At 71.0% G+C, this 12,220-nt stretch carries 14 protein-coding genes; 4 read left to right on the forward strand and 10 right to left on the reverse strand.

The window, feature by feature from the left end; translation table 11 throughout:
• Nucleotides 1-29: 29 nt before the first annotated feature.
• The 5 genes from R4Z63_RS23905 to R4Z63_RS23925 form a co-directional block, all read right to left on the reverse strand.
• Entirely contained in the window at nucleotides 30-1,121 is a 1,092-nt protein-coding gene (locus tag R4Z63_RS23905) for an LOG family protein (RefSeq protein ID WP_384449963.1), read from the reverse strand.
• 26 nt (nucleotides 1,122-1,147) lie between these two features.
• Nucleotides 1,148-2,221 carry a hypothetical protein gene (locus R4Z63_RS23910; protein WP_384449960.1) on the reverse strand — a complete coding sequence of 358 codons (1,074 nt, stop codon included), beginning with the start codon at nucleotides 2,219-2,221 and terminating at the stop codon, nucleotides 1,148-1,150.
• A complete protein-coding gene (locus R4Z63_RS23915) occupies nucleotides 2,203-2,958 on the reverse strand; it encodes an ABC transporter ATP-binding protein (RefSeq protein WP_037928417.1) in 756 nt (251 codons plus the stop codon). Before R4Z63_RS23915 ends, R4Z63_RS23910 begins: the two co-directional genes overlap by 19 nt.
• A gap of 208 nt (nucleotides 2,959-3,166) precedes the next feature.
• On the reverse strand, nucleotides 3,167-4,546 hold the full coding sequence (locus R4Z63_RS23920) for an aspartate aminotransferase family protein (RefSeq protein WP_384449957.1): 1,380 nt from the start codon (nucleotides 4,544-4,546) through the stop codon (nucleotides 3,167-3,169).
• The gene (locus R4Z63_RS23925; protein WP_007266859.1) at nucleotides 4,531-5,034 is read right to left on the reverse strand and encodes an Lrp/AsnC family transcriptional regulator; all 504 of its coding nucleotides are present in this window, start codon (nucleotides 5,032-5,034) and stop codon (nucleotides 4,531-4,533) included. Before R4Z63_RS23925 ends, R4Z63_RS23920 begins: the two co-directional genes overlap by 16 nt.
• A gap of 169 nt (nucleotides 5,035-5,203) precedes the next feature.
• Here R4Z63_RS23925 and R4Z63_RS23930 point away from each other — a divergent pair, with 169 nt between their 5' ends.
• The 3 genes from R4Z63_RS23930 to R4Z63_RS23940 all read left to right on the forward strand — a co-directional run bounded on the left by R4Z63_RS23930 (nucleotide 5,204) and on the right by R4Z63_RS23940 (nucleotide 8,469).
• Entirely contained in the window at nucleotides 5,204-6,643 is a 1,440-nt protein-coding gene (locus tag R4Z63_RS23930; protein ID WP_384449954.1) for a gamma-aminobutyraldehyde dehydrogenase, read from the forward strand.
• Nucleotides 6,644-6,736: 93 nt separating this feature from the next.
• On the forward strand, nucleotides 6,737-7,915 hold the full coding sequence (locus tag R4Z63_RS23935) for a polyamine ABC transporter substrate-binding protein (RefSeq protein WP_384449951.1): 1,179 nt from the start codon (nucleotides 6,737-6,739) through the stop codon (nucleotides 7,913-7,915).
• An 86-nt stretch (nucleotides 7,916-8,001) separates the two neighbouring features.
• Nucleotides 8,002-8,469: a hypothetical protein gene (locus R4Z63_RS23940; RefSeq protein ID WP_037928429.1), complete on the forward strand. Its 468-nt coding sequence runs from the start codon at nucleotides 8,002-8,004 to the stop codon at nucleotides 8,467-8,469.
• Here R4Z63_RS23940 and R4Z63_RS23945 read toward each other — a convergent pair.
• Genes R4Z63_RS23945 through R4Z63_RS23955 form a run of 3 tightly spaced genes read right to left on the reverse strand, consistent with a single transcriptional unit; the run spans nucleotide 8,459 to nucleotide 10,391 of the window.
• Entirely contained in the window at nucleotides 8,459-8,602 is a 144-nt protein-coding gene (locus tag R4Z63_RS23945) for a hypothetical protein (RefSeq protein WP_384449948.1), read from the reverse strand. The two genes, R4Z63_RS23940 and R4Z63_RS23945, sit on opposite strands and share 11 nt — an antisense overlap.
• A gap of 52 nt (nucleotides 8,603-8,654) precedes the next feature.
• The gene (locus R4Z63_RS23950) at nucleotides 8,655-9,344 is read right to left on the reverse strand and encodes a glycerophosphodiester phosphodiesterase (RefSeq protein WP_384449945.1); all 690 of its coding nucleotides are present in this window, start codon (nucleotides 9,342-9,344) and stop codon (nucleotides 8,655-8,657) included.
• A gap of 21 nt (nucleotides 9,345-9,365) precedes the next feature.
• Nucleotides 9,366-10,391 (reverse strand): adenosine deaminase, encoded by a 1,026-nt coding sequence (locus R4Z63_RS23955; RefSeq protein ID WP_384449942.1) that lies wholly within the window; start codon nucleotides 10,389-10,391, stop codon nucleotides 9,366-9,368.
• 110 nt (nucleotides 10,392-10,501) lie between these two features.
• On the opposite strand from R4Z63_RS23955, the gene R4Z63_RS23960 reads away from it, so the two are divergent.
• Complete coding sequence (locus tag R4Z63_RS23960; protein ID WP_384449939.1) at nucleotides 10,502-11,191, forward strand: DUF4190 domain-containing protein; 690 nt, start codon at nucleotides 10,502-10,504, stop codon at nucleotides 11,189-11,191.
• A gap of 39 nt (nucleotides 11,192-11,230) precedes the next feature.
• On the opposite strand, the gene R4Z63_RS23965 is transcribed toward R4Z63_RS23960, so the two are convergent.
• A complete protein-coding gene (locus R4Z63_RS23965) occupies nucleotides 11,231-11,644 on the reverse strand; it encodes an NUDIX domain-containing protein (protein ID WP_384449936.1) in 414 nt (137 codons plus the stop codon).
• Nucleotides 11,641-12,195, reverse strand: a complete 555-nt coding sequence (gene ybiA / locus R4Z63_RS23970; protein ID WP_052031271.1) for a riboflavin biosynthesis intermediates N-glycosidase — start codon at nucleotides 12,193-12,195, stop codon at nucleotides 11,641-11,643. The genes R4Z63_RS23965 and ybiA overlap by 4 nt, the downstream gene beginning before the upstream one ends.
• Between the last annotated feature and the right edge of the window lie 25 nt (nucleotides 12,196-12,220).

The following is a 12,220-nucleotide window of genomic DNA, read 5'->3' on the forward strand; positions in this document are numbered from 1 at the left end:
GGAACGGGCCCGGAAGTTGCCTGTGGAGCTCAGCTCATCGAAGCGAGCACGTCGGGGACCTCGTCCACCGAGTCGACGAGCGCGATCCGCGACTCCATCGCCCGGCCCCGGGCCAGCGCCGTCAGCAGGGGCCAGGCCGGCAGATGCTCGGTCCAGTGGCTGCGGCCGACCAGGACCATCGGTGCCGGCTCGCCACGGGATCCGTAGTAGTTCGGCGTCGCGTCGTCGAATATCTCCTGGACGGTGCCGGCCGCGCCGGGCAGGAACACCACGCCCGCCGTGGACCGGGCCAGCAGCCCGTCCTCCCGGGTGGCGTTCGCGAAGTACTTGGCGATGTGCGCCGCGAAGGCGTTCGGCGGCTCGTGTCCGTAGAACCAGGTGGGGATGCCCACCGAGTCGCCGCCGCCGGGCCAGCGCTCCCGTACGGAGAAGGCCGCGCGCGCCCAGTCGGACACCGACGGCTCGAAGGACGGAGCCTTGGCCAGCAGTTCCAGGGACTCCGCGAGGGCCTCGTCCGGGGCCGGTGCCAGGTAGGCGCCCAGGTTGGCGGCCTCCATCGCGCCGGGGCCGCCGCCCGTGGCCACGGTCAGCCCGGACCGGGTCAGGGTCCGGCCGAGTTCCGCGGCGTCGCGGTAGTCCGCACTGCCCCGGGACATGGCGTGGCCGCCCATCACACCCACCACACGGGCGGCGGCGAGGTGTTCGTCGAGGGCGTCGGAGACCGCGTCGTCGTGGACGGAGCGCAGCATCGAGGAGAAGACGTCACGGTCGGCCGCGGTCTCCTGGAACCATGCGTACGTCGTGGCGTCCGGGGTCGCCTCGTAGCCGTCCGGCAGCCCCTCGAAGAGCTCCTCCGGCGTGTAGAGCAGGCTCCGGTACGGGTTGAAGGGCAGGTCGGGAACGGGCGGGAAGACCAGGGCGCCGTCCGCGCGCACCTTGGACGAGGCATCGGGCTCCATCGCGCAGCCCAGGAAGACGGCCGCCGAGGTGTCGGCGGCCAGCAGGGCGAACGTCCGGTCCAGCAGGCTGACCGACTGGATCCGGTAGCCGCTGAGCGAGCCGCCTGCCACGACCTGGTCGAATTCGGCGAGCGTCTCGATCTCGATGTCTGCGTTGACCATTCGGCCCACCCTAAGGGCTGGATCCCTCAGCGGGTCAGCGCCAGCGACGTCAGCTGCGCCACACCCCAGGTGAGCGGTACGCACACGGCCACCAGCGCGGCGGCCCGCAGCCCCGCCGCGGTACGCAGGACCCGTGCGGGGGCTGCCGGATCGGGCATCGCCCCGCGTCCGGCGGACTCGGTCCGGCGGCTTTCCACGGCGGATGTGAGAAGGGTCGCTGCGGCGCACAGCGCCACCAAGGCGGCGGCCGGCCAGGCCAGCGGACCGAGCGGCACGTGGAGTCCGCCCCGGTCCCGCAGGGCGAGGGCCGTCAGGGCCCCGGCGGCCACGGAGCACAGCACGCCCAGCGGCGGCCCGATGCGGGAGGCCTGTCGTTGCAGGGACCGTCCGGCCAGTAGCCGGAGCGCGCCCGGGCGGACGGCCTGCACCAGGCTTCCGCAGGCGTAGGCCAGACCGGGTCCCGCGAGGGCGAGCCCGGCGGCGGTCAGCGTCCAGCCCGCGAGGACCCCGCCGCCGTTCCGGCCGGCGTAGGCCTCGGTGGCGAGCCCGCAGGCGGTGAGCGCGATGCCCCAGGGCAGGGCGGTCTGCGGAGCCAGCTGCCGGTGCGGACGCAGCGCGAGGACGGTGGCGGCCGACGCCGTCAGCGGGACGAGGGCCAGCAGCGTCAGGGCGGACGCGACGGGCAGCGGCTGCTCGGCGTGCAGGAGCAGGGCGCCGGAGCCGTCGAACGGCAGGCCGGAGAGGTCCCCGCGCAGGTGCAGGAAGAGGGCCAGGGCCAGGGCGCTGCCCAGGGCGCAGGCGACGGCCGTGGAGATCGCGGCGGTCAGGGCCAGGCGTACGGGTCCCAGTCCGGCGGCGTCCAGTCCCGCGCGGGGCCGGGTGGCCGGGTCGGCCCGGGCGACGGCGACGGCGAAGTGAACCGTCGCGGCCAGCGGGACCAGCGCCCACAGCAGGCGGGGGAACGATCCGGCGGGCCGGGCCATGGCTCCGGCGAGTACGTAGAGCAGCAGGAACCCGGTCCCGGCCGAGGCGGTGGCGACGAGCAGCCGCCGCAGCTGGACGAGGGGCCGGGAGCCGCGGGCTAGGCGGAGAGCGAGCACGCTGCCTGGCCCTCCGGAGTGTCGGGGAGCGGGGACGCGGAGGTGTCCACCGTGAGGTGGCCGTCGACCAGGGGCAGGCGGCGGTCCGCGACGGCCGCCGTGGCCTCGTCGCCGGTGGCCAGCAGCACGGTGATCCCGTGGGAGCGGGCCGCGGTGGTGAGCGCCCGCAGGAGCAGGGCCCGGTCGGCCCGGTGCAGCGGGGCCGTGGGCTCGTCCGCGTAGATCACCGAGGGCACGTGGACCAGGGCCCGGGCCAGGGCGACCCGCTGGCACTCGGCCCGGGTCAGGGCCGCCGGACGCTTGCGAGCGAGGGCACCGATGTCGAGCCGGTCGAGCCAGGCGCAGGCGGCGTGCTTGGCGCTGCGGTGGGAGGCCCCGGCGAGCAGCAGCGGCAGGGCGGCGTTCTCCCAGATCTTCAGCTCGGGCAACAGCCCCGGTTCGGGACCGAGCCAGCCGAAGCGGTCGCGCCGCAGGCGCTCGCGGGACAGCTCTCCCAGGGTGTGCACGGGGACGCTGTTGAACCAGACCTCGCCCTCGGAGGGGAGCAGCTGCCCGGACAGGCAGCGCAGCAGCGTGGTCTTGCCGCTGCCGCGGGGTCCGGTCAGGGCCACGATCTCGCCCTGGCGGACTCCGAGGGAGACACCGACGAGAGCGGGCGCACCGTCGTGCGCGTAGTGAAGGGACCGAGCCCAGAGCACGTCGTTGTCCGGCGGGGCATTCTCCGGTGGGGCCACCATGGCGTACACCTCCGTCCGAGGGAACGAAACGGAGCCCTTCCGGTCACTGGCGCCGCAATGAGATGTAAAGAGATGAACCGCTTGAATGCTGACAGCACGCGGCCCGGACCCCCGCGTTCTCACTCGAACGGAGGATCCGGGCCGGGTGTTCGGACGGTCGCGCCCCGGGCTGGCCGACGGTCGTGCCCGAGGGCTGTCTAGGGACCGGTCAGAGCTTGGTCCAGGCCTCGGTGAGCACCGAGCGCAGGATGCCCTCGATCTCGTCGAAGGTGCCCTGGTCCGCCGTCAGCGGCGGCGCCAGCTGGATGACCGGGTCGCCGCGGTCGTCGGCCCGGCAGTACAGGCCGTTCTCGAAGAGCGCCTTGGAGAGGAAGCCGTAGAGCACGCGCTCGGTCTCCTCGTCCGTGAAGGACTCCTTCGTGACCTTGTCCTTGACGAGCTCGATGCCGTAGAAGTAGCCGTTGCCGCGGACGTCGCCGACGATCGGCAGGTCGTGCAGCTTCTGCAGCGTCTGCAGGAAGGCGCTCTCGTTGTCCAGCACGTGCTGGTTGAGGCCTTCCTTGTCGAAGATGTCGAGGTTGGCGAGGGCCACGGCGGAGGACACCGGGTGTCCGCCGAAGGTGTAGCCGTGCAGGAAGGTGTTCTCGCCCTTGTAGAACGGCTCGGCGATGCGGTCCGAGACGATGCAGGCGCCGATCGGGGAGTAGCCCGAGGTCATGCCCTTGGCGCAGGTGATCATGTCCGGCACGTAGCCGAACTTGTCGCAGGCGAACATCGTGCCGAGGCGGCCGAAGGCGCAGATCGTCTCGTCGGAGACGAGGAGCACGTCGTACTCGTCGCAGATCTCGCGGACCCGCTGGAAGTAGCCGGGCGGCGGCGGGAAGCAGCCGCCGGCGTTCTGGACCGGCTCCAGGAAGACGGCGGCGACGGTGTCGGCGCCCTCGAAGAGGATCTGCTGCTCGATCTGGTCGGCGCACCAGCGGCCGAAGGCCTCGGGGTCGTCGCCGTAGATCGGGGCGCGGTAGATGTTGGTGTTGGGCACCTTGTGCGCGCCGGGCACCAGCGGCTCGAACGGAGCCTTGAGGGCCGGCAGACCCGTGATCGACAGGGCGCCCTGCGGGGTGCCGTGGTAAGCGACCGCGCGCGAGATGACCTTGTACTTGGTGGGCTTGCCCTGCAGCTTGTAGAACTGCTTGGCGAGCTTCCAGGCGGTCTCGACGGCCTCGCCGCCGCCGGTGGTGAAGAAGACCTTGTTCAGGTCGCCCGGGGCGTAGTTGGCCAGGCGCTCGGCGAGCTCGACGGCCATGGGGTGGGCGTAGGACCACACGGGGAAGAAGGCCAGTTCCTGCGCCTGCTTGTAGGCGACCTCGGCCAGTTCCTTGCGGCCGTGACCGGCGTTGACCACGAACAGGCCGGCGAGACCGTCGAGGTAGCGCTTGCCCTTGTCGTCGAAGATGTAGGTGCCCTCACCACGGACGATGGTCGGGACGGGGGAGTTCTCGTAGGACGACATGCGGGTGAAGTGCATCCACAAGTGGTCGTACGCGGTCTTGGACAGGTCCTGGGTCACGGTTATCGGGTTCCCCACATGTAGGTCTGCTTCTTCAGCTTCAGGTAAACGAAGCTTTCGGTAGACCGCACGCCGGGGAGCGTGCGGATCTTCTTGTTGATCGTTTCCAGCAGGTGGTCGTCGTCCTCGCAGACGATCTCCACCATCAGGTCGAACGAGCCGGCGGTCATCACCACGTACTCGCACTCGGCCATCGCGGTCAGCGCGTCGGCCACCGGGTCGAGGTCGCCCTCGACGTTGATGCCGACCATCGCCTGGCGCCGCAGGCCCACGGTGAGCGGGTCGGTGACGGCGACGATCTGCATGACGCCCTGGTCGAGCAGCTTCTGCACGCGCTGGCGTACGGCCGCCTCGGAGAGGCCGACGGCCTTGCCGATCGATGCATAGGGACGGCGACCGTCCTCCTGCAGTTGCTCGATGATCGCCAGGGACACAGCATCGACCGAAGGGGACGGTTGTCTGTTCCTGGAATCTGCGCTTCGACTGACCACGACCTCACTGTGCACGAGGGTCGTCTGTTCCGCAAGACGGAATCGATGAAATTCGTTGTCTTCCGACTCTGATCTCACTGATTTCGTAGGTGGTGGCGTCCGGGTCTGTCGAAAGCCTCCGCCAAGGGGCTAGGCTTTGGTAAACGTCTCAATCGTTGGACATGTGATCAGGAGTGTGGCTGTAGTGACCACCGAACTGCGTCGTCTGCGCAACTACATCGGCGGGGAGTTCAAGGACGCCGCCGACGGGCGGACCACCGAGGTGGTCAACCCGGCCACCGGCGAGGTGTACGCCACCGCCCCGCTCTCGGGCCAGGCCGATGTCGACGCCGCCATGGCCGCGGCCGCGGCCGCGTTTCCCGGCTGGCGCGACACGACCCCCGCCGAGCGCCAGAAGGCCCTGCTGAAGATCGCGGACGCCTTCGAGGCGCGCGCCGACGAGCTGGTCGCCGCCGAGTCGGAGAACACCGGCAAGCCGCTGGGCCTCACGGCCAGCGAGGAGCTGCCGCCGATGGTGGACCAGATCCGCTTCTTCGCGGGTGCGGCCCGTCTGCTGGAGGGTCGCTCGGCCGGCGAGTACATGGACGGGATGACCTCGATCATCCGCCGCGAGCCGGTCGGCGTCTGTGCCCAGGTCGCGCCGTGGAACTACCCGATGATGATGGCCGTGTGGAAGTTCGCCCCGGCCATCGCGGCGGGCAACACGGTCGTGCTCAAGCCGTCCGACACCACTCCGGCCTCCACCGTCCTGATGGCGGAGATCATCGACTCGGTCCTGCCCAAGGGCGTCTTCAACGTCATCTGCGGCGACCGTGAGACCGGTCGGACCATGGTCGAGCACGCGACCCCGGCGATGGCCTCCATCACCGGATCGGTGCGCGCCGGCATGCAGGTCGCCGAGAGCGCCTCCAAGGACGTCAAGCGCGTCCACCTGGAGCTCGGCGGCAAGGCGCCGGTCGTCGTCTTCGAGGACGCCGACATCCCCAAGGCCGTCGAGGACATCGCGGTCGCCGGTTACTTCAACGCCGGCCAGGACTGCACCGCGGCCACCCGCGTGCTCGTGCACGAGTCGATCCACGACGAGTTCGTGGCCGCGCTGGCCAAGGCCGCCGCTGACACGAAGACCGGCGCGCCGGACGACGAGGACGTGCTGTACGGCCCGCTGAACAACCCGAACCAGCTCCAGCAGGTCGCGGGCTTCATCGAGCGGCTCCCGGCCCACGCCAAGGTCGAGGCGGGCGGCCACCAGGTCGGCGAGAAGGGCTACTTCTACGCCCCGACCGTGGTCTCCGGCCTCAAGCAGGACGACGAGATCATCCAGAACGAGGTCTTCGGCCCCGTCATCACCGTCCAGTCCTTCACGGACGAGTCCCAGGCCCTGGAGTACGCGAACGGCGTCGAGTTCGCCCTCGCCTCCTCCGTGTGGACCAAGGACCACGGCCGCGCGATGCGGATGTCCAAGAACCTCGACTTCGGCTGCGTGTGGATCAACACCCACATTCCGCTGGTCGCCGAGATGCCGCACGGCGGTTTCAAGAAGTCCGGATACGGCAAGGACCTGTCCGCCTACGGCTTCGAGGACTACACCCGCATCAAGCACGTGATGACCTCGCTCGACGGCTGATCGGCAGCATCGATCACAGCAGGGCGTCGAAGGGGCGGGCAGTAGACAACATGTCTATTGCCCGCCCCTTCGGCGTTCGCTGAGGCTGTGCCCATGCCTCAACTCGCCTTCTCCCGCCGTGCCGCGCTCGCCGGAATCGGTGCCGCGGGCCTGTCGGCCGCCCTCGCCGGATGCGGTGTTCCCCCCGCCTACGTGCCCGAGGGAGGGCGCGTGGGCCCCGACCGCTCGGAGAGCGACCGCAGCGTCGCCTTCTCCAACTGGCCGCTCTACATCGACACCGACGAGGAGGACGGGGAGCGCCGCCCCACGCTGGAGGCCTTCTCGGAGCGGACCGGCATCGAGGTCCGCTACACCGAGGAGATCAACGACAACGACGAGTACTTCGGCAAGGTCAGCCCGGCCCTGATGAACCGCCAGGAGACCGGCCGCGACCTGGTCGTGGTCAGCGACTGGATGGCCGCCCGCTTCGTCCGTCTGGGCTGGGCCCAGAAGATGGACCGTTCGGCGCAGCCCAACGTCGTCGGCCACCTCGACCCGCAGCTGCGTTCCCCCGCCTTCGACGAGGGCCGGCTGCACACCGTGCCCTGGCAGTCGGGGATCACCGGCATCGCCTACAACCGCCGTGCTCTGGGGCGGGAGATCAGATCCGTCCAGGACCTGTGGCGCCCCGACCTGGCGGGCAGGGTCACGCTCTTCTCCGGGCTCGACGAATCCTTCGCCCTGCTGATGCAGGGCAACGGGGCCGACATCACGCGCTGGACCGAATCCGACTTCCACCGGGTGTGCGACCACGTGGAGGCTCTGGTGAGGAAGAAGCACATCCGCCGCTTCACCGGCAACGACTACACCTCCGACCTCAGCAAGGGAGACGTCCTGGCCTGCCAGGCGTACTCGGGCGATGCCATCCAACTCCAGGCCGACAACCCGGACATCGCATTCGTCGTCCCCGAGGAGGGCGGTGAGCTCTGGGCCGAGAGCCTCCTCGTGCCCAACCTCGCCCGACACAAGGCCAATGCCGAGGCGCTGGTCGACCACTACTACGACCCGGAGGTGGCCGCGCAGCTCGCCGCTTCCGTCAACTACGTCTGCCCCGTGCCGGCGGCCCGGGACGTCCTGGCCGCTTCCGGCGACCGGGAGACCGCCGAACTCGCCGAGAACCCGCTGATCTTCCCCGACGACGACCTGCGGGCGCGGCTCGCCGTCGCCCGGGACATCTCCTCGGCCGAGCGCCGTTCCCTCGCCCGGCGGTGGAACGCGATCGTCGGACTCTGAGCCGCGGTCGTCACGGTCCTGTCACTGATTGAACGGGTTCAACACATGGGCTGAACGTGTTCAAAAATAAGCGTAGGCTTCCTTCCATGAGCGAGAAAAGCGCCCTTGAGCGGCGGATCCGTGCCTGGCTGATCCTCTTCGTCGTCTGCCTCGTCCTCAGCGGGATCACGGCCTTCCCCTTGGTCAGCGAAGTCCGCTGGGGCAACGCACTGGTCGACAACTCCTGGCTGCGACGGGTGGGCGAGGGGCTGGACCGGGCCGATGCCGACTACCCCTTCCTGCTGTACGGGAACGACTGGCTCGCCTTTGCCCATCTCGTCATCGCGGTCTTCTTCTACGGCGTGTACCGAGACCCCGTCCGCAACATCTGGATCGTCGAGGCCGGCATGATCGCCTGCGCCGGAGTGATTCCGCTCGCCCTGATCTGCGGGCCCATCCGGGGCATCCCCTTCTGGTGGAGCGTCATTGACATGTCGTTCGGCGTCTTCGGGGTGATCCCCCTCCTGGTCCTGCGCCGCATGATCAAGCGCCTGGAGGCCACAGCTACGTCGTGAAGGCCGCCACGGCGACGGTCTTGCCCCGGGCCACCGTGTCGTCCGCCAGACGATCGTCGGCCCAGGGCTCCCGTGGCGGCACGAACGGCACGGTGACGGCCGGCGGGGCCGGCACGGTCAGGCCCGGGTCCACGACCCGCACGGGGCGCTGCGCAGCCGCCGGGCCCACCGGCCCGGCGCGGCCCTCACCGGCCGAACCGGGCCCGCACGGCCGTCAGCGCGTCCACCCGGTTCGTAGTGATCGCATCGACCCCCGCGGCAATCAGCCGCTTCATCGTCCGCTTGGTATCGGCGGTCCAGGCCGACACCAGCAGGCCGTCCCGGTGCAGGGCGTCGGCCAGCTCCCGGTTCACCAGCCCGAAGCGGTAGTTGAGCCAGCGCGGGGCCACCGCGTCGATCAGGACCCGGCGGGGCGGCGACAGCGTGGTCCAGGTCAGCGCGATCTCCGCGCCCGGGTCGGCGGCGCGGAGCGCCAGCATCGAGTCCGGTCCCGCGCAGTAGAACGTACGCTCGCGGGCGCCGCACTCCCGGACCAGGCCCACGACGGTGCGGACCGCCTCCGGCGTGGCGCCGGGGAGGTCGAGCATCAGCCGGCCCGCCCCGGTGTCCTCCAGTGCGTCGCGCAGCATCGGAACGGCGCCCTCCGTCATGTCCGCCAGCTGCGCCGCGGAGATCTCGTCGAGGCGCACGTCGTGGTTCCACAACCGCCGGAGCGACTCGTCGTGGAGCAGGACCGGCACCCCGTCACGGGTCAGCCGTACGTCGATCTCGACCGCGTCCGCCCCGCGGGCGAAGGCGGAGCGGATCGAAGGCAGGGTGTTCTCACGGACACGGTAGGGATCGCCGCGGTGGCCGACGGCAGTCAGGGTGCGCATGGCCCCATTCTCGTGGGGACTTCAGCGCGCGAGCCATCGCGTCGTGTACGTGTCGATCTCCGCGTCGAGCTTCGCCTTGCCCTCCGCATCGAGGAAGGAGGCCTCGACGGCGTTCTTCGCGAGCTGCGCGAGCCCGCGCTCGTCGAGGTCGAGGAGCCGGGCGGCCACCGCGTACTCGTTGTTGAGGTCGGAGCCGAACATCGGCGGGTCGTCGCTGTTGATGGTGACGAGCACACCCGCCGCGACCATCTCCTTGACGGGGTGCCGGTCGAGGTCGGTCACCGCGCGGGTGGCGCTGTTCGAGGTCGGGCAGACCTCCAGCGCGATCCGGTGCTCGGCCAGGTACGCGAGCAATTCCGGGTCCTTGACGGAACTCGTGCCGTGGCCGATGCGCTCGGCACCCAGCTCGCGGATGGCGTCCCAGACGGTCTCCGGGCCGGTGGTCTCGCCCGCGTGCGGCACGCTGTGCAGGCCGGCGGCCCGGGCCGCGTCGAAGTACGGCTTGAACTGCGGGCGCGGGACGCCGATCTCGGGGCCGCCCAGGCCGAAGGAGACGAGCCCCTCGGGGCGCAGGTCGACGGCGAGCCGGGCGGTCTCGGCGGCGGCCTCCAGGCCGGCCTCGCCGGGGATGTCGAAGCACCAGCGCAGGATCACACCGAGTTCCTTCTCGGCGGCCTTGCGGGCGTCCTCGATGGCCTCCATGAAGGCCTTCTCCTCGATGCCGCGGCGGGTGGAGGAGTACGGGGTGATGGTCAGCTCGGCGTAGCGGATGTTCTGGCGTGCCATGTCGCGGGCGACCTCGAAGGTCAGCAGCCGGACGTCTTCCGGGGTGCGCACGAGGTCGACGACCGACAGGTAGACCTCGATGAAGTGGGCGAAGTCCGTGAAGGTGAAGTAGTCGGCGAGGGCCTCCGGGTCCGTGGGCACCTTGGAGTCGGGGTGCCGGGAGGCGAGTTCGGCCACGATGCGCGGGGAGGCGGAGCCGACATGGTGGACGTGCAGTTCGGCCTTGGGCAGCCCCGCGATGAAGGGGTGCAGGTCGGTCATGGGGGGTGCCTCCGGAGGGCGGGGTGCGGGCAGGTCGCCCTCATCGTAGGCACGGCCGTGACTGTCCGTGGCAGCGCTTAGCATGGCTGTACGAGAGAGGGGGGCTCCGTATGAACGACAGCAGTCCCGAGCCGCGGGATCCTTGGGCGCCGCCGGAGCGGCCGGCGGTGGACCTGGGCACGTCGAAGGCAGGCCACGGCGCGCCGGGCGTATCCGGCCCGCAGCCCGTGCCGGACCGGCTGACACCCGGCGGGCATCCCGGCGAGCGGACGGCCGCTGCCGCGCCGGGCAACGCGGCGCCCCCGACCCCGCCGGCGGGCGGGCTGCCCCCGGCCGCCTACGGCTATCCGGTCGCCCCGCCCGGCTACGGATACCCCGGCGACGCGGGCTATCCCGGGTACCCCGCCGCCCAGCAGGGATACCCGTACTCCGCCCATCAGACGGGATACCCGTACCCCGGCGCGTACCCGGCCTACGGGCACCGGCCCAGCAACGGCTTCGGCGTCACCGCGCTGGTCCTGGGGATCCTCGCGGTCGTCGGCTGCGTCACCAGCTTCCTGGCGGTGGCGCTCGGGATCGGGGCCGTCGTCTTCGGCGCCCTGGGCAAGGGCAAGGCCAACCGGGGCGAGGCCGACAACGGCGGGGTGGCGCTGGCCGGCATCATCTTGGGCGCGATCGGCATAGTCCTGGGCCTGCTGATGCTGTTCGCCCTGTTCGCCCCGGCCTTCGACGACGAGTGGGGCGACAGCCCGAAACGCGAGACCCCCTCATCGGATTCGCGGCTTCGCGAACGGGTCTGAGGCCGGGGCCGGTCGGCGGCCCGTCCGGCTGCATCCGCGTCAGACCTCGGCGGCCATCAGCAGCGTCGGCACCATGGCCGTGCCCTCGGCGGTTCCGCGCGCCAGCGGGACCCAGATCAGCCCGACCATCCGGGGGCAGTCGCACTGCAGGTCCGCGTCGATGCCGAGGACCGGATCGCCGGGTGCGACCTCCACGCGGAAGCAGGAGGTCCAGCCGGAGGGGTAGGGGGCTGCGTAGGCGAACCGCACCGCCAGGGCGCGCAGTCCCACCTCCTCGGCGACCTCCCGGCGCACCGCGTCCTCGGGCTCCTCGCCCTCCTCCAGACCGCCGCCCGGCAGCGTCCAGTACTCGGCCCCGTCATGGCGCCCCCCGGGCCCCAGGGCGTGCTCGCGCACCATGAGCACGCAGCCGTCCCGGACGATCACGGCGGCGACCCGGCGACGCTCCGTCACGCGCTGCCTTCGCGCAGCTGCTTCCGGGCCTCCATCAGGGCGAAGCCCAGCAGGTTCAGCCCGCGCCAGCGGGCCGGGTCCAGAGCGCGCTCGTCGTCGGCCGCCAGCCCGATGCCCCAGATCCGGTCCACGGGGCTCGCCTCCACCAGCACGCGGTCCCCGGTGCCCAGCAGGTAGCCGCGCAGGGCCGGGTCGGAGCCGAACTTGTGGACGCTGCCCTCCACGACCAGGGCGAACCGCTCCCGCTCCCATACGGCGTCGTCGAAGCCGCGCACGAGGCGACCGACCTTCTTCGCCTCGGCCGGGCTCTTGGCCCGCACCGCGGCGCGCTCGGACTCGGGGTCCGCGAACAGCCGGGCCTTGCCGGCCATCATCCAGTGCTCGGCCGTCGCATAACGGACGTCACCGACAGTGAAGGCAGACGGCCACCACTGACTCAGACAGCTCGGACCGAGCGTGCCGTCGGGCCGCGGCCGGTGCCCCCAGAACGGCAGGTACTTCACCCTCTCACCACGGCTGACCTGCTTGATCAGGTCGTCGATCATCTCCATGCACGCGAGTCTGGCACCCGCCACT

Source organism: Streptomyces sp. PL-29 (genome assembly GCF_058344425.1).